The 23,027-nt window shown below is 16.7% G+C and carries 23 protein-coding genes, 1 other RNA gene and 2 pseudogenes; 10 read left to right on the forward strand and 16 right to left on the reverse strand.

Annotation, left to right across the window (positions count from 1 at the left end; all coding sequences use genetic code 11):
• Positions 1–42 precede the first annotated feature (42 nt).
• Both ffs and AACL00_RS00165 read left to right on the forward strand, forming a co-directional pair.
• Positions 43–140, forward strand: an RNA gene (gene ffs, locus AACL00_RS00160) — signal recognition particle sRNA small type.
• Positions 141–194: 54 nt separating this feature from the next.
• Positions 195–371, forward strand: a complete 177-nt coding sequence (locus AACL00_RS00165) for a hypothetical protein (RefSeq protein WP_339045008.1) — start codon at positions 195–197, stop codon at positions 369–371.
• A 272-nt stretch (positions 372–643) separates the two neighbouring features.
• Here AACL00_RS00165 and trpS read toward each other — a convergent pair whose 3' ends face one another.
• The 5 genes from trpS to recJ all read right to left on the reverse strand — a co-directional run bounded on the left by trpS (position 644) and on the right by recJ (position 6,998).
• Positions 644–1,642 carry a tryptophan--tRNA ligase gene (gene trpS, locus AACL00_RS00170; protein WP_339045009.1) on the reverse strand — a complete coding sequence of 333 codons (999 nt, stop codon included), beginning with the start codon at positions 1,640–1,642 and terminating at the stop codon, positions 644–646.
• 5 nt (positions 1,643–1,647) lie between these two features.
• On the reverse strand, positions 1,648–2,307 hold the full coding sequence (locus AACL00_RS00175; RefSeq protein ID WP_339045011.1) for a site-2 protease family protein: 660 nt from the start codon (positions 2,305–2,307) through the stop codon (positions 1,648–1,650).
• A 636-nt stretch (positions 2,308–2,943) separates the two neighbouring features.
• The gene (locus tag AACL00_RS00180) at positions 2,944–3,450 is read right to left on the reverse strand and encodes a shikimate kinase (RefSeq protein ID WP_339045013.1); all 507 of its coding nucleotides are present in this window, start codon (positions 3,448–3,450) and stop codon (positions 2,944–2,946) included.
• A 27-nt stretch (positions 3,451–3,477) separates the two neighbouring features.
• The gene (locus AACL00_RS00185) at positions 3,478–4,980 is read right to left on the reverse strand and encodes an anthranilate synthase component I family protein (protein WP_339045126.1); all 1,503 of its coding nucleotides are present in this window, start codon (positions 4,978–4,980) and stop codon (positions 3,478–3,480) included.
• Between the two features lie 320 nt (positions 4,981–5,300).
• Positions 5,301–6,998, reverse strand: coding sequence for a single-stranded-DNA-specific exonuclease RecJ (gene recJ, locus AACL00_RS00190; protein WP_339045015.1), 1,698 nt, complete (start codon positions 6,996–6,998; stop codon positions 5,301–5,303).
• 423 nt (positions 6,999–7,421) lie between these two features.
• Between recJ and AACL00_RS00195 the strand changes: the two genes are divergently transcribed.
• Genes AACL00_RS00195 through AACL00_RS00215 form a run of 5 tightly spaced genes read left to right on the forward strand, consistent with a single transcriptional unit; the run spans position 7,422 to position 10,949 of the window.
• The gene (locus tag AACL00_RS00195; RefSeq protein WP_339045016.1) at positions 7,422–7,580 is read left to right on the forward strand and encodes a zinc-finger domain-containing protein; all 159 of its coding nucleotides are present in this window, start codon (positions 7,422–7,424) and stop codon (positions 7,578–7,580) included.
• A 26-nt stretch (positions 7,581–7,606) separates the two neighbouring features.
• The gene (gene rplU, locus AACL00_RS00200; protein ID WP_339045017.1) at positions 7,607–7,936 is read left to right on the forward strand and encodes a 50S ribosomal protein L21; all 330 of its coding nucleotides are present in this window, start codon (positions 7,607–7,609) and stop codon (positions 7,934–7,936) included.
• Between the two features lie 15 nt (positions 7,937–7,951).
• The gene (gene rpmA / locus AACL00_RS00205) at positions 7,952–8,206 is read left to right on the forward strand and encodes a 50S ribosomal protein L27 (RefSeq protein ID WP_339045018.1); all 255 of its coding nucleotides are present in this window, start codon (positions 7,952–7,954) and stop codon (positions 8,204–8,206) included.
• Between the two features lie 12 nt (positions 8,207–8,218).
• Positions 8,219–9,223: an Obg family GTPase CgtA gene (gene cgtA / locus AACL00_RS00210; protein WP_339045019.1), complete on the forward strand. Its 1,005-nt coding sequence runs from the start codon at positions 8,219–8,221 to the stop codon at positions 9,221–9,223.
• A 7-nt stretch (positions 9,224–9,230) separates the two neighbouring features.
• Entirely contained in the window at positions 9,231–10,949 is a 1,719-nt protein-coding gene (locus AACL00_RS00215) for a proline--tRNA ligase (protein WP_339045020.1), read from the forward strand.
• A 6-nt stretch (positions 10,950–10,955) separates the two neighbouring features.
• Here the strand turns inward: AACL00_RS00215 and AACL00_RS00220 are convergent, their stop codons facing one another.
• A complete protein-coding gene (locus AACL00_RS00220) occupies positions 10,956–12,308 on the reverse strand; it encodes a signal recognition particle receptor subunit alpha (RefSeq protein WP_339045021.1) in 1,353 nt (450 codons plus the stop codon).
• 279 nt (positions 12,309–12,587) lie between these two features.
• Here AACL00_RS00220 and AACL00_RS00225 point away from each other — a divergent pair, with 279 nt between their 5' ends.
• The 3 genes from AACL00_RS00225 to AACL00_RS00235 are packed head-to-tail and all read left to right on the forward strand — an operon-like array spanning position 12,588 to position 16,677.
• Positions 12,588–14,996 carry a ribonucleoside-diphosphate reductase subunit alpha gene (locus AACL00_RS00225; RefSeq protein ID WP_339045022.1) on the forward strand — a complete coding sequence of 803 codons (2,409 nt, stop codon included), beginning with the start codon at positions 12,588–12,590 and terminating at the stop codon, positions 14,994–14,996.
• A 48-nt stretch (positions 14,997–15,044) separates the two neighbouring features.
• A complete protein-coding gene (locus AACL00_RS00230; protein WP_339045023.1) occupies positions 15,045–16,082 on the forward strand; it encodes a ribonucleotide-diphosphate reductase subunit beta in 1,038 nt (345 codons plus the stop codon).
• Between the two features lie 31 nt (positions 16,083–16,113).
• Positions 16,114–16,677 (forward strand): hypothetical protein, encoded by a 564-nt coding sequence (locus AACL00_RS00235; RefSeq protein WP_339045024.1) that lies wholly within the window; start codon positions 16,114–16,116, stop codon positions 16,675–16,677.
• Here the strand turns inward: AACL00_RS00235 and hisE are convergent.
• From hisE to atpC, 10 genes and pseudogenes are all read right to left on the reverse strand, one after another.
• Positions 16,674–17,018, reverse strand: coding sequence for a phosphoribosyl-ATP diphosphatase (gene hisE, locus AACL00_RS00240; protein WP_339045025.1), 345 nt, complete (start codon positions 17,016–17,018; stop codon positions 16,674–16,676). The two genes, AACL00_RS00235 and hisE, sit on opposite strands and share 4 nt — an antisense overlap.
• Before the next feature lie 51 nt (positions 17,019–17,069).
• A pseudogene (gene hisI / locus AACL00_RS00245) lies at positions 17,070–17,396 on the reverse strand (phosphoribosyl-AMP cyclohydrolase); the annotation flags it as partial.
• 3 nt (positions 17,397–17,399) lie between these two features.
• Positions 17,400–18,161, reverse strand: a complete 762-nt coding sequence (gene hisF, locus AACL00_RS00250; protein WP_339045026.1) for an imidazole glycerol phosphate synthase subunit HisF — start codon at positions 18,159–18,161, stop codon at positions 17,400–17,402.
• A gap of 27 nt (positions 18,162–18,188) precedes the next feature.
• Positions 18,189–18,791 (reverse strand): annotated as a pseudogene (locus AACL00_RS00255) (HisA/HisF-related TIM barrel protein); the annotation flags it as partial.
• A 59-nt stretch (positions 18,792–18,850) separates the two neighbouring features.
• Positions 18,851–18,955 (reverse strand): HisA/HisF-related TIM barrel protein, encoded by a 105-nt coding sequence (locus AACL00_RS00260; RefSeq protein ID WP_339045027.1) that lies wholly within the window; start codon positions 18,953–18,955, stop codon positions 18,851–18,853.
• 40 nt (positions 18,956–18,995) lie between these two features.
• Entirely contained in the window at positions 18,996–19,640 is a 645-nt protein-coding gene (gene hisH, locus AACL00_RS00265) for an imidazole glycerol phosphate synthase subunit HisH (RefSeq protein ID WP_339045028.1), read from the reverse strand.
• 28 nt (positions 19,641–19,668) lie between these two features.
• Positions 19,669–20,265 (reverse strand): imidazoleglycerol-phosphate dehydratase HisB, encoded by a 597-nt coding sequence (gene hisB, locus AACL00_RS00270; RefSeq protein WP_339045030.1) that lies wholly within the window; start codon positions 20,263–20,265, stop codon positions 19,669–19,671.
• Positions 20,266–20,348: 83 nt separating this feature from the next.
• Positions 20,349–21,662 (reverse strand): histidinol dehydrogenase, encoded by a 1,314-nt coding sequence (gene hisD / locus AACL00_RS00275; protein ID WP_339045031.1) that lies wholly within the window; start codon positions 21,660–21,662, stop codon positions 20,349–20,351.
• A 27-nt stretch (positions 21,663–21,689) separates the two neighbouring features.
• Positions 21,690–22,337 carry an ATP phosphoribosyltransferase gene (gene hisG, locus AACL00_RS00280; protein ID WP_339045032.1) on the reverse strand — a complete coding sequence of 216 codons (648 nt, stop codon included), beginning with the start codon at positions 22,335–22,337 and terminating at the stop codon, positions 21,690–21,692.
• A gap of 273 nt (positions 22,338–22,610) precedes the next feature.
• Positions 22,611–23,027 (reverse strand): ATP synthase F1 subunit epsilon, encoded by a 417-nt coding sequence (gene atpC, locus AACL00_RS00285; protein ID WP_339045033.1) that lies wholly within the window; start codon positions 23,025–23,027, stop codon positions 22,611–22,613.

Consider the following 23,027-nt stretch of genomic DNA (forward strand, 5'->3'; position numbering starts at 1 on the left):
AAATAATATACAATATGTATTAAATAGAACTTAAAAATAATTTTACGAGTCCTATGTATTTGTTATATAATTTAATTGGTCAGGTTGGAAACAAAGCAGCCAGGATTATTTTAACAAATGTCATAGTAAACTCATAAAAATTATTTTTAAATTAATTAAATATTTTATAATAATTTTTAAATTTTAAAATAATTATGAAAAAAAAAATAATAGTATTATTACTAGCATTATTAGCAACAATGAATTTTCAAAAACATACTATGATTAATAACAAATTACATAATATAATTAAAAAAGTAAATCCAACATTTACTGTTATAGAAAAAAAAATTAATACATATATAAAAAATAAAAATATACCTAAAACTTAAAAATAATTTAAAATAAATATTTTTATTATTATATAAAATTAATAAAAATCAAAATTAATTTTTACTATTTAAAATATAAAAAATATTAAATAATTTTATATTATTTAATAATTTATATTTTATATATATAAAATATATTTTTATTTATATTAATAAAATATTTATATATTTTATATATATTTTTAATTATTTTTTAATTTTTAAAAAATATTCTTTTTATAAAATTTTTAATAAATTTAAAATTATCTAAATATTTTACAATAAAATTTATTTTATTTTTTATTAATAATATTATATATTTTATGTATATTTTTTTTAGCTACTTTTCTAGCTTTTAAACAACCTTCCTTTATAATATTTTTAACAAATTTAGGATTATCTAAATATTTTTGTGCATTTTCTAAAATTGGTTGTTGTTTTTTATAAATAGAATTTATTATTATTTCTTTACATTCTACACAACCTATATATGAAGAACGGCAAGAATCATTAATATATTTTTTAATTTTAAAATTTGAATATATTAAATGAAATTGCCAAACTGTACATATTTCAGGATTTCCGTTAATATATTTATATTTTCTATTAGGATCTGTTCTCATTTTCATAATTTTTTTAAAAATAGATTTTTTTTTTTCACGAATACCTATTGTATTTGAATAACTTTTAGACATTTTTAAACCATTTATCCCAGGTAAGCAAGTAGTTTTACTTAAAATTATTTTAGGTTTTTGAAAATAAAAATTATTTTTAAAATTTTTATTTAATTTATATAAAAAATTAAATTTTTTAGAAATTTTTTTAACAATTTCAATATGAGGTATTTGATCTTTACCTATAGGTATTTTATTTGCTCTATATAATAAAATATCAGCTGCTTGTAAAATTGGATAACCTAAAAAACCATAAGTTAAATTTTTATTAATTTTACTTTTATAAGAAGGTATTCTTTTTAACCAATTTATAGGTGTAATCATTGATAATAATAAATATAATTCAGAATGTTCTGGAATTTTTGATTGAATAAATATAGTAGATTTTATAGGATCAATTCCTATAGAAAGTAAATCTATAATTATAGATTTAATATTAAATTTTATATTATGATATTTATTATAATGAGTATTAAAAGCATGTAAATCAGCAATAAAAAAAAAACAAGGAAATTTAGTTTGTAATTTTAACCATGTTTTTAAAATACCAAAATAATGACCTAAATGTAAAATACCAGTAGGACGTATCCCTGAAACTACAATATTTGTTTTAAACATAATTTTTAATTAGAAATTTTAAATAAAGTATTTATTTTTTTAAAAATTTTTATTAAAAATAATAAAATATTTAAAATATAATTTTTTTTAAATAAAAAAAATATTAAAATAATAGTTATCATTTTAAATAAAACAGCAAGTTCTTTTTTTATAAGAGAATTTTTTTTTAAAAAAAAATTTGTCATTATTAAATTAGCATCTAAAAATGGAAATGGAAAAAAATTAATAACAAATATTCCTAAATTAATAAAAATTGCATAATATATTATATCAGCAATAAAATAAAATTTTAAAGCTATTAAAATAATATAAAAAATAGTAAAAATTATAGATAAAATAAAATTTGATAAAGGTCCAGCTAATAATACTAAAAAAAATTTTTTTATAGAATGTTTTAATTTAATTTTATTTATTATTAATTCTTTAGTAATAATAAAAAAAAATTTTATTTTAAAATAAAATAAAAAAATAAGCATTGAAAAAAAAGTATTTGAAAAATCTATATGTTTAATAGGATTTAACGTTAAACGTCCCATAGATTTTAAAGTATTATCTCCATAATAATTACCTACATAAGCATGACAAAATTCATGAATACTAATTGAAAATAAATACAATGTTATTTCAAATATAAAAAATAAATTTTTTGTAAAGAAATTTTTCATATTTTTATAAAAAAAAAGGTTATAGTTTATATTTAAAATTATTTAAAATTATTTAAAATTATTTAAAATTATTTAAAATTATTTATAATTAATTTTATTTTAAAAAAAAATATATTTTTAATTATAAAAATAAATAATTTTTAATTTTTTTAATAAAAATATAATTTATGAAATATATATAATAAAAAATATACATAAAATTATAATTTTATTATATAAATTTTTTAATAATTAAAATAATATTATTAAATATATTTTAAAATATAATTAAAATTTAAAATAATTTTATTATTATTTTTTTAAATTTATTAAAAATAATAATATTAATTAAATTTTATAAAAATTATATATAATATATTTAAAATATTTTTTAAAAAATAATTTTTTATATATTTTTTATATATCTAAAATAAAAATAATTATATAATTTATATTATATTAAAAAATTCACAATTTAATAAAATTTTTAATATATAAATATTTATAATAATAATATTAAATTAAAAATTTTTATTAATTATATTATTATTAATAATTAACATTATTTTTATATTTATTAAAAAATTTATTTAAAAAAAATAAATTTAAAACAAAAATTATTTATAATATATTTTATATTATATAATATAATAAAAATTATTTTAATAAATTAAAAATTTCATTAAAAATAATATTTTTTTTTTTTTTTTTTATATTAATAATAATATTAGTAATATTTTTATAAAAAAAATTTCTTTTTAATAAATATTTATTTAAAAAATTTTTTAAATTATTTATTTTTAATAAAGGTCTATTTTTTAAAAAATTTATACGTAACAAAAAATTATTAATATTAATTTTTAAATAAATTATTATTCCATATTTTTTTAAAATATTTCTTATTACAAAAGATAAAATACCCCCCCCACCTATAGATAAAATAATATTTTTTTTTATATTTATTATTTTTATAACTTTTATTTCTAATTTTCGAAAAAAAAATTCACCATAATTTTTAAAAATTAATAAAATAGATATTTCTAATATTGATTCTATTATATAATCAGAATCAATAAATTTTTTATTAATTTTTTTAGATAAAATTTTTCCAATTGTAGTTTTACCAACACCCATAGGGCCTATAAAAAAAATATTTTTTTTCATAAAATATTTTAAAAATAAATAAAATAATTATTTTATTAAACCATTTTGAACATTTTCTGCAGCTTTTAAAATAACTTTAATTTTATTTTTAGTTTCTTCCCATTCTTTTTCTGGGATAGAATCATTTACAATACCAGCTGCTGATTGAATATATAAAAAATTATTTTTAATAATACCTGTTCTAATTAAAATAGCAACATCCATTTCACCATTAAAAGATAAAAATCCACAAGCCCCACCATATAAACCTCTATTTCTTGGTTCTAATTTATTAATAATTTCCATAGCTTTTATTTTTGGTGTTCCTGATAAAGTTCCAGCAGGAAAAACTGATTTTAAAATATCTATATTAGATAAATTTTTTTTTAAAATTCCTTCTACATTAGAAACAATATGTTGAACATGTGAATATTTTTCTAATACCATTTGTTCTGTTACTTTAACAGTACCTGTATTAGAAATACGACTAATATCATTACGAGCTAAATCAATTAACATAATATGTTCAGCTATTTCTTTAAAATTTGTTAATAATTCTAAAGATAATAATTTATCTTTTTTAAAATTTTTACTTCTTTTTCTTGTACCAGCTAATGGTCTAATAGTAATTTTTTTATATATATTTTTATTTTTTTTATTAATAATTTCATTTTTTACTAAAGTTTCAGGAGAAGAACCTACAATTTGAAAATCACCAAAATTATAAAAATACATATAAGGAGAAGGATTAATATATCTTAAAGCTCTATATAAATCTATTGGAGGTTCTGAAAATATTTTTTTAATACATTGACTTATTTGAATTTGCATTATATCACCATTTAAAATATATTTTTTAGCTTTTATAACAGTTTTTATAAAATCATATTTTTTAAATAAATGATATTTTTTTGTTAATAAAGTTTTTTTAAATAATGGAAATTTATTTTTTTTTTTTAATAAATTTATAATAAATTTAATTTTTTTATAAGATTTTTCAAAAGATTTATAAACATTAGGATTAGTATAAATAATTATATATATTTTTTTTAAAAAATTATCAATAACAATTATTTCTTCTGTAAATAATAATAAAATTTCTGGTAAATTTAAATCATTTTTTTTTTTTAAATTAAATAAAAAATTTTTATTAATATATTGAATAGAATCATAACCAAAATAACCAAATAAACCACCACATAAACGTGGAATATTAGGTAATAAAGCAATTTTATAACGAGATTGAAATTTTAAAATAAAATCAAAAGCATTACCTTCTACTGATTCAACAACTTTTTCATTTATTAAAACATCTGTTATATTATTAATACTTCTTATTTTTAAAGAAGCTGGTAAACCTATAAAAGAATATCTATTCAAAAAACTTTTTTTATTTATAAATTCTAATAAAAATGTATTTAAAGTAAATTTATTTTTTATTAATTTTAAATATATAATTAAAGGAGTATCTAAATTTGTTGAAATTTCTACCATTAAAGGTATACGATTATAACCTTGTTTTGCTAATATTTTAAATTCTGATTTTGAAATCATTTTATAAAAAATTTATTTTTTTTAAAATATTTAATATTTTTAATAAAAAATATTTTTATATTTAAAAATATTATATTTTAAAATATTTATTATCAAAAATATTATTTATAATATTTTATAAAATTTATATTTTTTTTAAAAAAAAATATTTTTTAAATAATATAAAAATAAATATTTTTAATATATTAATTTAAAATTAACATTTTTATATTTATTTTTAATAAATATAAAAATTTTTAAAAATAAATAATAATATATTATTATATATAATTAATAATTTATTATAATTATATTATTATTTTTAATTTTTTAAAAAATTATAAAGAATATGCATATTCTATTAATAAATTTATTTTTTTAGTATTGTAATAATAATTACATATTAATTTAAAAGCAATTAAAGCATAATTATTTATTTTTTTATTATGATTAAACCATATCGCATGATATTTAATATTTTTTTTTTCTAATAAAATTTTTAAATGTTTTTTTTTTAAAATTTTTTGATAAATTACTTTAAAATAATCATAAAAAATTGGATATGGAAATTGCTCTCCCCAAACATAATTATTTATTAAATTAAAAAATTTTATTGAATAATATTTAGAACTTATTTTACCATCTGTATTAATTATTTTATTATTATTATAATTATTAATTAATAATTTTCCTAATAATTCAAATTCATTTTTAAATAATAAAAAATTATCTTTATGAATAGTTAAACCTACTGCCATAAAATGACCACCAAAATTTTTTATTAAAAATGGATTTTTTTTAGAAATAAGAACTAAAACATTATATAAATTAAAACCTGCTACAGATCTTCCAGAACCTTTTAAAAAATTATTAAAACTTTTTGCAAAAATAATTACTGGTTTATAGAATTTATCTCTTAATCTAGAAGAAAAAATCCCTATTAAACCCTCATTAAATAAATCATTATAAATAGTTATAGTTTTATGTTTTTGTAAATTAATATTTTTTATTAATTTTAATATTAAATTATACATTGAATTTTCAATATGTTTACGATAATTATTTAATTCATTTATTCTTTTTACTATTTTTAATATTTTTTTTTTATTATTTAAAATTAAACATTTTATTCCTAAAGACACATCATGTAATCTACCTAAAGAATTAATTTTAGGAATTATTAAAAAACTTAAATCATTAACATTTGCTAAAAAATAACTTTTTTTTGAAATTAAAAATAAAGAATTAATTCCTAAATTTGCTTTACCACTTCTGATTATTTTTAAACCTTTAGAAACTAAAATTCTATTATTAAAATCTAATTTTACTGAATCAGCAATAGTCCCTAAAGCAACTAAATCTAAAAAATTAGTTAATTTTGGTTTATTTTCTTTATTAAATATTCCTCTTTTTAATAATTCTTTTTGTAAAGACCATAAAACATAAAATATAACACCAACACCTGATAAATTTTTACTAGGAAAATTACATAATGGTTGATTAGGATTAACAATTATACATTTTTGTGGTAATTTTTCTTTAGGTAAATGATGATCTGTAATTATAACTTTTATATTTTTTTTTATAGCATAAGAAACTCCTTCAATATTTGATATACCATTATCTACAGTAATAATAAGATCTGGAGATTTAGTTTTTAAAATAAATTTTACTGTTTCTAATGTAAATCCATATCCATTTTTAAAACGATTAGGAATAAAATATTCAATATTTAAAGCTCCAAAAATACGTAATACACGATAACAAAGAGCACAAGCAGAAATTCCATCACAATCATAATCTGCAAAAATTAATATTTTTTTTTTTAAATTTATAGTATTTGCTAATAATACAGCCGCTTTATTAGAATTTAATAATAAAGATGGTAACAATAAAGAATTAAAATTATAATGTATATCTTTTAAAGATTTAATACCTCTAATACAAAATATACGTGCTAAAATTGGGTTTACCCCTTGAAAAATTAATTTTTTAACAATATTTTTTTTATAAAAACTTGAAACTATCTGAGTCATATTTATTTATAAATAAAATTTATTTATATATATATATATATATATAAATATTTTTAATAAAAATGTTTTTTAAATTATATATTAAAATTTATTTTTTTTCATATATTTAATATATAAAAATATTATTATATTTTAATAAATATAATTTACATTAAAATATTTTAAACATATTAATAATATATATTATAATTAATATTATTTTTATATATTTATTTTAAAATTAATTAAATTTTTAATTTTTTATATAAAAAAAATTTTATTTATAATTTTTTTTTAAAATTATTTATTTTATATAAAAATATAAAAAATTTAATTTATTATTTAATAATTTATTTATTATATAATTTTAAAAATATAAAAATATTATATATTTTTTAAAATAAAATATAAATATTTTAAATAAATTTATTTATTTATATAAATATGAAAAATATTATATATTTAAAAAATAAAAATAAAAAAATAATAAAATGCCCAAATATTAAAAATAAAATAATATTACATCCTATAATTTTTATTATTTTAAATAAAAAAAAAGAAACAATTTGTCCATATTGTAATACAATATATAAAATTATATAAATTAAAAAAAAATAAAAATATATTTTATGAAAAATATTTTATATGCAATTATAGAAATAAAAGGAAAACAATATAAAATTAAAGTTAATGATATTATTAAAATAGACATAATAAAAGCAAATATAGGAGATATTATATACATAAAAAAAATATTAATTATTAAAACAATAAATAAAATAAATATTGGTACTCCAATAATAAAAAATTATATTATAATTTCAAAAATAATTAAAAAAAAAAAATATAAAAAAATAAAAATATTTAAAATGAGAAGAAGAAAACATTATCAAAAACATCAAGGTTTTAGAAAAAAATATTTTGAATTAAAAATTCAATCAATATCTAAAATAGATTAATTTTAATTTTTAATTATGGCAAAAAAAAAAGGTGGTGGAACTACTAGAAATGGTAGAGATTCCAAATCTAAAAGATTAGGTGTAAAAGTTTTTAGTGGCGAATATGTAAATGCGGGAAAAATTATAATAAGACAAAAAGGAACAAAATTTCATCCTGGTAAAAATATTGGTATGGGTAAAGATCATACATTATTTGCTTTAATTTCAGGAAAAGTAAAATTTTCTAGAAAAGGTAAATTTAAAAAAAAAATTATAGAAATTTTAAATTAAAAATTAATATAAATGAAATTTATAGATGAAATAAAAATTAAAATTTTTGCAGGTAATGGGGGAGATGGATTATCAAGTTTTTGTAAAGAAAAATTTAGACCATTAGGAGGCCCTGATGGGGGGAATGGTGGAAATGGAAGTAATATATGGGGTATAGCAGATAAAAATTTAAATACTCTTATTAATTATCAATATAAAAAAATATATAAAGGTAAAAATGGAGAAAATGGAAAAAAATCTAAACAAACTGGAAAAAACGCTAAAAATATTTTTTTAAAATTCCCATTAGGAACTTTAATCACTGATATAAAATTAAATAAATTATTAATAGATTTAACAAAAAATAAACAAAAAATACTTTTAGCAAAAGGTGGAAAAGGTGGATTAGGAAATAGTAATTTTAAAACTTCTATTAATAGATCGCCTAGAAAAAAAACATTAGGAAAAATTGGAGAGCAAAAAGAATTATATTTAGAATTAAAAATTCTAGCAAATATTGGATTAATAGGAATGCCAAATTCAGGAAAATCTACATTGATTTCTAATATTACAAATGCAAAACCAAAAATTTCAAATTATCCATTTACAACTTTATATCCTAATTTAGGTACAATAAATTATAAAAAAAAAAAAATAATAATTGCTGATATACCAGGGTTAATAAAAGGTGCTTATAAAGGTTACGGATTAGGTATAAAATTTTTACGTCATTTACAAAGAACAAATTTATTACTTCATATAATTGATATAGGCTCATATATTAATGAAGTTAATATTTTAAAAAATATTAAAATAATATTAAATGAATTAAAAAAATTTAATAAATTATTATATAATAAACCAATTTGGTTAATTTTAAATAAAATAGATTTAATATCTAAAGAAAAATTAAATAAAATTTATAATATAATTATAAATAAATTTAAAACAAGATTTCCTATATATAAAATATCAGCATTAAAAAAAAATAAATGTTATTTTTTAGTTTCTAAAATTTATAAATATATTTTTAAATAATTTTAAAATGCGAGCAAAAAATTTTTTTATTTCTACGATTAAAAATAAAATTATTAATAAAAAAAATATTAGTTATAAATTAATGATAAAATCAGGAATTATTAAAAAATTAAGCTCTGGAATATACATTTATATGCCTATTGGTTTAAGAATAATTAAAAAAATTAAAAAAATTATTAGAAAAGAAATGCAAAAATCTGGAGCTCATGAATTATTAATGCCTATTGTACAACCAATAAATTTATGGCAAAAATCTGGAAGATTAGAAAAATTAAAATCAGAAATAATTAAATTTAAAGATAGAAATAATAAAAATTATATCTTACAACCTACTTCCGAAGAAGTAATAACATATATTGTTAAAAAAGAAATTCAAAGTTATAAACAATTACCAATAAATTTTTTTCATATACAAACTAAATTTAGAGATGAAATAAGACCGAAATTTGGGTTAATAAGAAGTAGAGAATTTTTAATGAAAGATGCATATTCTTTTGATAAAAATAAAAAAGGATTATTAAAATCATATAATAATATGTATAATACTTATATACGTATATTTAATAAAATAAATTTAAAATTTAAAATTGTATCTGCTGATAATGGTAATATGGGAGGAGAAATTTCTCATGAATTTCATGCTATTTCAAATATAGGAGAAACATTTTTAACATATTGTAAAAATTCTAATTTTTTATCAAAATTAGAATTTACAAAAATTTTATATAAAAATAAAATAAGAAAAATTCCTAAAAAAAAAATTAAAAAAATTTCTATTTTAGATAAAAATAATAAAAAAAAAATTATTAATAAATTTAAAAAAAAATTTTTAAAATGTATACCTATAATAATTAAAAAAAATATTAAAAAAAAAAATATGTGGTTAATAATTATTAAATCAAATCATGAATTAAATAAAAAAAAAATACATAAAATATTTAAATTACAAAACTTTCGTATAGCAAATAAAAAAGAAATTTTTGATTGGTTTGGAGTATCTAAAAAATTTATAGGTCCTATAAAAACAAAAAAACCAATAAAAATTTTAATAAATAAAGATATATATAGTATGCGTGACTTTATTTGTGGTGCAAATGAAGAGAATATGTTCTTTACAGGTGTAAATTGGGAAAGAGATATAAAAGATAAATTATTTATAAAAGATATAAGAAATGCCATAAATGGTGATTTATCACCAGATAAACAAGGAATTTTAAAAATATGTAGAGGAATAGAAATTGGACATATATTTCAAATAGGAAAATTTTATTCAAAATTAATAAATTCTATGTATATTAATAAATTAGGAAAAAAAAAATTTTTTCATATGGGATGTTATGGAATAGGAATAACTAGAATATTAAGTGTAATAATAGAACAAAATTTTGATGAAAAAGGGATAATATGGCCTAATTTAATATCTCCTTTTAATTTAGTAATATGCCCTATAAATTTTCATAATAATAAACAAATAAAATTTTATACAAAAAAAATATATAAAAAATTACTATTATTAAATATAGATGTTATACTTGATGATAGAAATATTAAAATTGGTTCTATTTTATCAGATTGGGAATTAATAGGAATACCACATTTTATAATTATAGGAAATAATTATATTAAATATAATAAAATTGATTATAAAAATAGATTAAACTTAAAAAAAATTAATTTAATTAAAAAAGAAAAAATTATAAATTTTTTAAAAAAAAAAATAATTTAAAAAAAATTATTTAATATTAAACATATTTTTTACATCATTAATAATTTTATTAATATCATAATCAATATATTTATTCATTACTAATTTTAAATTATTATATTGACTTAATAAATTGTTAACATTTTGTGTGCTTACACCAGCACCTTTAGCAATACGAATTATTTGTGAAAAACCAATAAGCCTAGGAAATTTTCTTTCTTTTAAAGTCATAGAATTAATTATAACTTCATTAGTTTTAATATGTTTTAAAATTTCTTTTATATTTATTTTATTATTTTTTATTTTTAATACTCCCATAAGTTTAAAAAATAAATTAGAAAATAAATTTATTTTTTTAACTTTTAATATATAAGATTTAAAACTATTAAAATTAAAATTTTGTATTTCTTTTTTATAATCTATTATTTTTTTTTTTTTATTTTTAGTTTTAGTTTTATTTTTTGTAAATAAAATTTTATTTATTCCAAGAATACGTTTAGACATTAAATCGGGATTAAAAATTTCTAAACCTTCTATTTTTTCAGAATTTCCTATAAATTTTATAGGTTTTTTTAATGTTTGTGTTACAGATAATGCTACTCCACCTTTAGTATCACTATCTAATTTTGTTAAAATAATTCCAGTAAAAGTAATATAAGTACTAAAAATATTAGCAATATTTACAGAATCTTGACCTAACATTGCATCAATTATTAATAAAGTTTCAATTGGTTTTGAAAATTCATAAATATTTTTAATTTCTTCCATCATAAATTTATCAATTATTAAACGTCCAGCAGTATCAATAATTAATAAATCATATTTATGTTTTTTACTATAAGCAATAGCTTCAGCTATTATATTAATAGGAGTAGTACTTATATTTTTAAAAAAATCCACATTAGCTTGTTTAGATAATATTTCTAATTGAATTGAAGCAGCAGGGCGATAAAGATCCACAGATACATTTAAAATTTTTTTCTTAAAATTAATTTTTAAATATCTTGATAATTTTCCAACTGTAGTAGTTTTACCACAACCTTGTAAACCAACTAATAAAATAATATTAGGTAATAAACCATTAAAATTTAATTTTGTTTCAAATTTATTAAATCTTGAACCTATTATATAAGATAATTCTTTTTGTACTATATTAATCAAAAATTCATTAAAATTTAAAAATTTATTTTTTTTTTGCTTAATAGATTTTTTTTTTACTTTTTCAATAAATTCACGTACTACTTGTAAAGAAACATCAGATTCTAATAAAATTAAACGAATTTCACGAAGTTTTTCTAAAATATCAGATTTACTTAAAAAAGTTTTTTTTCTTATTGAATTAATAATTTTAGAAAATTTTTTTGTTAAATTTTTAAACATGAAAATATTTTTTAAAAAAATTATTAATAATATATATATTATATATATAAAAATTAATTAAATATAAATAATTTTTATTATGTATATTATACATATAAAAATAAATTATATATAAATAATATTTATTATATATATTTTTTTTTAAAAAAAAGTATTAAAAAAAATGTTGTTTATGCAAAAAAAAAATATATACTATATATATATATATGTATATTAATATATTTATTTATATTAATAAATATTTTAAATAAATAATTAATTTTTTAAAAAAAAAAAAATATGCAAAATTACAAAAATAAAAAAATGTATATTTTGAAAAACAATAAAAGCTATATTTTAAATATTAAAAATATAGAAAAAATAATAATTTACGCTTCTAAAGGTTTAAATAAAACAATAAATATTAATGATATTATTAAAGAAACAATTAATAATATGTATCATAACATGCCTATAGAAGATATATATAAAGCATGTATTTTAGCTTCTAAATCATTTATAGAAAAAGATCCAGAATATAGTAAACTATCTGCTAGAATATTATTATATGAAATATATTTTAAAATATTTAAAAAAAAAATTAAAAATATCGATATTAATTTAGAACATATAAAATATTTTACTAAATATATTAAATTAGGAATTAAATATAATTTAATTGATAAAAAATTAAAAAAATTTAATTTAAAAAAATTAGCACATTCTTTAAAAATTAAAAGAGATTTACAATTTAATTATTTAGGTTTAAAAACTTTATTTGATCGTTATTTTCTTAAAAAAAATGAAAAAATATTAGAAACTCCTCAAATATTTTTTATGCGAGTAGCAATGGGATTAGCAATAAATGAAAAAAATAAAAATTATTATGCAATAAAATTTTATAATTTATTATCATCATTTAACTTTATAACTTCAACACCTACTTTATTTAATTCTGGAACTAAAAAACCACAATTATCTTCTTGTTATATTTCAACAATAAATGATAATTTAAAAGAAATTTTTAATTCTATAAAAGAAAATGCATTATTATCAAAATATGCAGGAGGATTAGGAAATGATTGGACACCTGTAAGATCTTTAGGAGCATATATAAAAGGAATAAATGGAAAATCTAGTGGTATAATACCATTTTTAAAAATAGTAAATGATACAGCTATAGCTGTAAGTCAAGGAGGAAAAAGAAAAGGCGCTGTATGCGTATATTTAGAAACATGGCATCTAGATATTGAAGAATTTCTTGAATTACGTAAAAATACCGGAGATGATAGAAGACGTACCCATGATATAAATACAGCAAATTGGATACCTGATTTATTTATGAAAAGAGTTATAAAAGAAAAAAATTGGACATTATTTTCACCTTCTGATGTTCCAGATTTACATGAAAAATTTGGTAAAGATTTTGAAATAACATATAAAAAATATGAAAAACAAACACAAACAGGAATAATAAAATTATTTAAAATAGTAAAAGCAAAAAATTTATGGAGAAAAATGTTGTCTATGTTATTTGAAACTGGTCATCCTTGGATAACATTTAAAGATACATGTAATATAAGATCACAACAACAACATATTGGTATAATACATAGTTCTAATTTATGTACTGAAATAACTTTAAATACAAATTCTTCAGAAATTGCTGTATGTAATTTAGGATCTATAAATTTACCAGCACATTTAATTAATAATAAAATAAATCATAAAAAATTAAAAAAAACTATAAATATAGCTATGAGAATGTTAGATAATGTTATAGATATAAATTATTATCCTGTTAATAAAACAAAAAAATCTAATTTAAATCATAGACCAGTAGGTTTAGGAATTATGGGGTTTCAAGATTGTTTATATATTAAAAAAATTTCTTATGCTTCTAAAGAAGCTATGAAATTTGCAGATAATTTAATGGAAATTATTAGTTATTATACTATTTTAGCTTCAACAAAACTTTCAAAAGAAAAAGGTTTTTATAAATCCTATAATGGATCTTTATGGCAACAAGGTATTTTACCAATAGATACTATTTTAAAATTAAAAAAAAAAAGAAAAAAATTTTTAAATGTTAATTTATCAATATCTTTAGATTGGGATAATTTAAGAAAAAAAATTCTTAAATATGGAATGAGAAATTCTAATTGTTTAGCTATAGCTCCTACTTCTACAATATCAAATATTATAAATGTAACAGCTTCAATAGAACCAAATTACGGAAATTTATATACAAAATCTAATTTATCAGGTGAATTTATAGAAATAAATGAATATTTAGTAAATGATTTAAAAAAACTTAATTTATGGGATAAACAAATGATAAATGATTTAAAATATTTTAATGGAAATTTAAAAAATATTAAAAGAATACCTGAAGAATTAAAAAAAATATATCTTACTTGTTTTGAAATAGATCCATCATGGTTAATTGAAGCAGCTTCAAGAAGACAAAAATGGATAGATCAATCACAATCATTAAATATATATTTATCTTATATAACTTCAGGAAAAAAATTAGATGAAATATATAAATTAGCATGGTTAAAAGGTTTAAAAACTACTTATTATCTTCGTAGTTTAGGCGCTACTCATGCCGAAAGATCAACTTTAAAAATTGGTGAACTTAATAAAGTGCCAATATATAAAAAATGTTTTAGTAAAAAAATTGAAACTTGTGAAGCTTGTCAATAAAACAAGTAAAAATTTTTAAAAATTTTATTTTTTTTTATAATTTAACATATGAAAAAATTCCAAAGTATTAGAAGAATTGATGTAACAAAAAAACGTATTATTAATGGTAAAACTGATGTAAATCAATTAATACCCTTTAAATATAAATGGGCTTGGCAAAAATATTTACAAAGTTGTTCAAATCATTGGATGCCTAATGAAATTAATATGCAAAAAGATATTGAACAATGGAAAAATCCAACTTTTTTATCAAAAGATGAACGTCATTTAATAAAAAGAAATTTAGGTTTTTTCGTTACTGCTGATTCATTAGCAGCTAATAATATTGTTTTAGGTACATATAGACATATAACTGCTCCAGAATGTAGACAATATTTACTTAGACAAGCTTTTGAAGAATCAGTACATACACATGCATATCAATATATAGTAGAATCTTTAGGTTTAGATGAATTAGAAATTTTTAATTCTTATCATGAAATTAAATCTATAAAAGAAAAAGATGAATTTTTAATTCCTTTTATAGACACATTAACAAATCCAAAATTTAATACTGGAACTATTAAAAATGATAAAAATTTATTAAAATCATTAATAATTTTTGCTTGTATTATGGAAGGTCTTTTTTTTTATATTGGATTTGCTCAAATTTTAGCTTTAGGAAGACAAAATAAAATGCCTGCTACATCAGAACAATATCAATATATTTTAAGAGATGAATCTATGCATTGTAATTTTGGTATTGATTTAATTAATACTATTAAAATTGAAAATCCTCATTTATGGACTAAAAAATTTAAAAAAGAAATAAAATTATTATTTTTAAAAGCTGTAAAATTAGAAGATAAATATGCAGATGATACAATGCCTAGAGGCATTTTAGGAATTAATTCCGAAACATTTAAAAATTATTTAAGATATATTGCAAATAGACGTTTAAAACAAATTGGAATAGAAAAAATGTTTAATCAAATAATTAATCCATTTCCTTGGATAAGTGAAACAATAGATTTAAAAAAATCAAAAAATTTTTTTGAAACTAGAAATATTGAATATCAAACTAGTAATATATTAAAATGGGATTAATAAAAAAAAAATTTATATATAAAAATAAAATATGTTAACAATAAAAAGAATTATAAATTTTTTACTTTTACTTTTAATTTTAAGATTTTTTTTAGAAAAACAAATTGAAAAATGCAAAAATAATGTTCCTATACCAAATTTTATTAATTTTTTTGTTAATGAAATTTCTTATTGGTTTACTAGACCATTAAATATTTTTATTAAAAAAATTTATAAAGAAAAAAAAGAATGGACAAATACTATTTGTTGTTTTTTTTCCATAAACTTATTTGTTCTTTATTATTACGGTTATTATTTACGTTATAATATATATCTTATTACTACTATTTCAACATTAATTTTTATAAAATATTTTTTAGATATAATGTCATTTATAATGATATTAGAAATAATAATAAATTTTCTAAAACCTTTTTCTAATTTAAATTATTTTATTTATTTAATAAATTTTAACATTTTAAAAAAAATACAAATATTTAATAACACTACAACTATTTTAGGTGTTAATATTAATTTATTAATTTATTTTATTTTAATAAAAATAATTAATTATTTTTTAAATAAATTTATAGCAACGAATATATATAATGTTTAATTATTATCAAAACGATCTTTTTTTTCTTGAAATCCAGATTTATTTTTTCTTCTTAATAATTCTAAAAATAAATTTTTATTTTTAATCTTAAATTTAAATAACATTATAGAAAAATGATATAATAAATCTGAACATTCATAAATCAATTCTTTATTATTATTATCAATCCTGGAATTTTTAGCCGCTAAAATAACTTCCGTTAATTCTTCACCTATTTTTTTTAAAATAAAATCATCATTTTTATTTAATAAATATAAAGTATAAGAATTTTTAATAGTATTATTTTTAGATTCTTTTTTTTTTTTTATTAACTTTTCTAAAAAATTTAAAATATTATTCATATTTTTTTTTTATAAATTTTATATATTTTTAAAATATTATAGTAATCTTATAAAAAAACAAGAATAATTACCCGTATGACAAGCAGTTTTTTTTTTTTGTGTAATTTTTAATAAAATAGAATCTTTATCACAATCTAATATTATTTCATGAACTTTTTGAAAATGTCCAGATTTTTCTCCTTTGATCCAAATTTTTTTTCTAGATCGACTCCAATAAACCGCATTTTTTGTATAAATAGTTTTTATTAATGCTTCTTTATTCATCCAAGCAAGCATTAAAATATTTTTAGAATTAATTTCTTGAGCTATAGCTGGAATTAATCCAAATTTATCCCATTTTATTTTTTTTAAAAACTTTTCTCGAAAAAATAAATTCAATTTTTATAATCTAACAGGAATATTATTTTCTAATAAAAATTTTTTTGCATCTTGTATAGAAAATTTACCATAATGAAAAATACTTGCTGCTAAAACAGCATCAACTTTTCCAAGTTTTATCCCATCAACTAAATGTTGTAATTTACCAACACCACCTGAAGCAATAACTGGAATTGTTGTAAATTTTGAAATAAAAGATAATAAAGAAATATCAAAACCATTATAAGTTCCATCTCTATCCATACTAGTAATTAATAATTCTCCTGCTCCTAATTTAATAATTTTTTTAATCCATTTTTTAACATTAATACCAGTAGGTACATGACCACCATGAGAAAAAACTTCCCAAAAATTATTAATATTTTTTTTTACATCAATAGCCACTACTACACATTGAGAACCATATTTTTTAGAAATTTCTAAAAGTAAAGAAGGATTATAAATAACAGATGTATTAACACAAATTTTATCAGCACCAGAATTAAATAATTTATTAACATCTTTAATATTTTTAATTCCTCCACCAACTGTTAAAGGAATAAAAATTTTTTTAGCTACATTTTCTATTATTTCTAAAATTAATTCTCTTTTTTCTAAAGAAGCAGTTATATCTAAAAAAACTATTTCATCTGCTCCTTGATCATTATAAATATTTGCAATCTCAACTGGATCTCCTGCATCTTTTAAACTTTTAAAATTTATACCTTTAACAACACGTTTATTTTTTATATCAAGACAAGGAATAACTCTTTTAACTAAATTCATAATATTTATAAACTTATAATCTATATTTTATAAAGGAAAATAATTATTAATAACTTTTTGAGCAATTTTTAAATTTAATGTACCTTCATAAATAGATCTACCACAAATTATACCTTTAATATTATTACATTTTAAATTACAAATATCTTCAATATCTTCAATATTATATACACCTCCAGAAACAATAATAGATTTAGAAATTGACTTACTTAAAAGTAAAATATTCTTAATATTTACACCACTCATCATACCATCTTTTTTAATATCTGTATATATAATACAATTACAACCACAATCTATTATTTTTTTTGCTAAATCTATAAAATTTATATATTTAAAATTTTTCCATCCATCAATAGCAACTAAATCATCTTTAACGTCAAGACTAACTATAATTTTATTAGAAAATTTTGAACATATTTCTCTTAAAAAATTAAAACTTTTAATAGCAGCAGTACCAATAATAACTTTAGAAATTCCATTTTTAATATAATCTTCAATAATTTCAATTTGACGTATACCACCACCTAATTGAATAGAAATTTTTCTATTTTTATTTTTATAACGAAATTTTTTTATAATTTTTAAAATTTTATAAATATATAAATAATTTTTTGCATATCCAAATAAAGCCCCATCTAAATCTACTACATGTAAATTATTAAAACCTTGATTTAACCAATGTAAAACTACTTTTCAGGTTTTTTAGAAAATATAGTAATATTATTCATATTTCCTTGTTTTAATCTTACACAAAAACCATTTTTTATATCGATAGCTGGAATTAATAACATATTTTTTTTAAAAAATTTAAAATATAATATAAATAAATATTTATGGATTCCATTTAATAAAATTTTTATATAATTGTAAACCAGAAAAAGAACTTTTTTCTGGATGAAATTGAGTACCAAAAATATTATTTTTTACTACTGCACAAATAAATTTTTTACCATAAAAAGTTTCACCTATTATATCAGAATTATTATTAGCTTTAACATAATAACTATGTACAAAATAAAAATATGAATTTTGTTTAATATTTTTCCATAAAAAATGTTTTTTTTTTTGTATAACTGTATTCCATCCAATATGAGGAATTTTAAATATTAATTTATTTTTTTGATATAAATTTTTTTTAAATTTAAAACGTATAACACCCCCTGATAATATTCCTAAACATTTAGTAAAATTATTTTCTTCACTCCAATCAAATAACATTTGTTCTCCAACACATATTCCTAATAAAGGTTTTTTTTTAGCAAAATCTATTATTTCTTTATGTAAATCATTTTTTTTTAAAAGTTTCATACAATTTGAAATAGCACCTTGTCCAGGTAAAATTATTTTATCTGCTGTTCGTATTTCTTTAATATTTTTTGATATTTTAATATTTATATTTTTATCAATATTAGAAATAGCATTTGCAACTGAATATACATTTCCAGAACCATAATTAATTATTATAATTTTTTTCATATAAATAAAAAAAACAAAATTTAATTTTTTATAATTTACCTTTAGTAGAAGGAATAATACCACATATACGTTTATTAAAAGAAATTGCCATTTTTAATGCATGACCAAAAGCTTTAAAAATACTTTCACATTGATGATGACTATTAACACCTTTTAAATTATCAATATGTAAAGTAATTTTAGCATTATTTACAAAAGCTATAAAAAATTCTACAATTAAATCTAAACAAAAAAAACCTATATAAGAATTTAAAAAAGAAACATTATAATTTAAATAAGATCTACCAGAAATATCAATAACAACACGTGATAAAGATTCATCTAATGGGATATATGAAAAACCATATCTAGAAATACCTTTTTTTTTACCAATTGCTTTTTTAAAAACTTTCCCAAATGTAATACCAATATCTTCAACAAGATGATGGTAATCTACATTTAAATCACCAAACGCTTTAATATTTAAATCTATTAAACCATGACATGAAATTTGATTTATCATATGATCTAAAAAAGGAATACTAGTATTTAAATTAGTTTTTCCAATACCATCTAAATTTATTTTAATATAAATTTCTGTTTCTCTTGTTTTATGAAAATATTTTGCAGTTCTTAATAAACACATTTATTTATCCTAAAAATAAATTTATTTTTAATAATTAAATATTATATATAATTTTTATATATTATATATATTATATAAAAAAATTAAATTCTAGATAAAACCGACATAGAATGTGCTTGAAGTCCTTCGCATAAAGCTAAATTTGAAGCAAAATTACCTAATTTTTTTGCACTAATTTTATTTATATAAGTAATACTAGAACGTTTTATAAAATCATAAACTCCAAGAGGAGAAGAAAATCTAGAAGTTTGTAAAGTAGGTAATACATGATTAGGTCCTGCACAATAATCACCTATACATTCTGATGAAAATGAACCTAAAAATATAGAACCAGCATTAGAAATATATTTTAAATATTTATTAGGATTTTTAGTAGAAATTTCTAAATGTTCTGGAGCTATAATATTAGAAATTTTACAAGCTTCTTTAAGATTATTGGTTTTAATAAATAATCCATAATTAATTATAGATTTATAAATAATATTTTTACGTAACATATTATTAATTCTTTTATTAATTATTTTTTCAATAATTAATAAATATTTTTCATCAGGACAAATTAAAATAGATTGTGATAATATATCATGTTCTGCTTGAGCAAATAAATCCATTACAATCCATTCCGGATTTGTATTTCCATCACAAATAATTACAATTTCTGAAGGTCCAGCAATCATATCAATACCTACAGAACCAAAAACTTTACGTTTTGCAGATGATACATAAATATTACCAGGACCTACAATTTTATCAACTTTTTTAATATTTTTAGTTCCATAACATAAAGCACCAATAGCCTGCGCTCCACCTATTGTAAAAACTTCATTAATACCAGATATATAAGCTGCTGCAAAAACCAAAGGATTTTTTATACCATGAGGAGTAGGAACCATCATAATAATTTCTTTTACACCAGCAACTTTAGCAGGAATTACATTCATTAAAACTGATGAAGGATAAGAAGCTGTACCTCCTGGTACATAAACTCCAATACGTTTTATAGGTAATATTCTTTGACTAAAAGTATTACCATTTTTATCAATATAAGAAAAACCTTCAAGACCACTATTTAATTTTTGATATTCATGAAATTTTCTAATTCTATCAGCTGCAACATATAAAGAATCTAAATTTTTTTTTGAAATAAATTTTAAAGATTTTTTTAATTCATTCAAACTTATTTTTAAAGATGATACACAAGAAATATTTAATTTATCAAAAAAATTTGTATATTCAATAATAGATTTATCACCATATTTTTTAACATTATCTAATATTTTTGCAACTTCTAAATCTACATTTTCATTTAAAATATTATTTTTTTTTTTTAATATTAAATAAAGTTTTTTTTTAAAATTTTCATCTTTTGAAATAAGTTTTTTAATTTTAATTTTCATTAAAAAAAATTATATTTTTTATATATCTTATAAATTTATATTTTTTTTAAAAATTTTAAATATTGACTGTAAAAAATTATTTTTAAACTTTAATGATGATTTATTAATTATTAATTGTGAAGAAACTTTTAAAATACATTTTATTTCTATTAAATTATTTTCTTTTAAAGTTAAACCAGTATCTATTAAATCCACAATTATATTAGATAAACCTATTAAAGGACTTAATTCTAAAGAACCACTTAATTTTATTAAATTTATATTAATATTTTTAGATAAAAAATATTTACGAGTAATATTAATATATTTAGTAGCAACACATAATTTTAAACCAGAATTAATAAATTTCAAATAATCAAAATTTGATTTTGAAATAATAGATAATCTACATTTAGAAATTTTTAAATCAGTTAAATGATATAAATTTTTTAAATTATGCTCAAATAAAACATCTCTACCAACAATACCTAAATCAGCCACACCATAATTAACATATATAGGTACATCAAAAGCTCTTACCAAAATAATTTTTATATTAGAATTATTAGTTTTTAAAATAAGTTTACGTGATAATAAATATTTTTTTTTAAAAAAAATTCCAATAGAATTTAATAATAAAATTGTTTCTTTCAAAATTCTACCTTTTGATAAAGCAATAACTAATTTATGAATCATAATTAATTTTAATAAAAATATTTATTATTAAAATATAAAAATTATTTATTAATATTAAAAAAATATTTTATATTTTAATATATTTTTAAAAATATATATTTTTTAAAAAAATTTTTTTTAAAAAAATTTTTAAAATATTTAATAATTAATAAAAATTTAAAATATTTCTAAAAAAATAATAATAAAATTTAAAAAAATAAAAAATTTTAATATTTTTATATATAAAATTATTAATTTTATTTTTAAAATAAAAATATTATAAATATAATTTATTTATTTTTTATATTTTTCTAAAAAAGATAATTTTGATAAAACAATATTTAAATTTGCTTGTATTAATGATAATTTATTTTTATTTTTAATATTTTTAGAAAGTTTTTCTGCTATAATAGATCTATTTTTATCTAAATGAGCATTCCTAACAGCTATATCAACTAAAATATTTACTTTATTTAATCTAATTTCTATAAATCCACCAAAAACAAAAATAAATTCATTATATTTTTTTTCATAAAATTTTATTTTAATAATCCCAGGAACTATAAAAGAAATAAAAGGAATATGATTAGGAAAAATACCAATTTGACCTAAAGTACATGGTACTACAATAAATTTTACTAATCCAGAAAAAATTTTTTCTTTTACAGAAAGAATATTTATTTTTATAAAAGATTTTTTTTTATTTTGCAT

Source organism: Candidatus Zinderia endosymbiont of Aphrophora alni (genome assembly GCF_964019745.1).
Taxonomy (GTDB): Bacteria; Pseudomonadota; Gammaproteobacteria; order Burkholderiales; family Burkholderiaceae.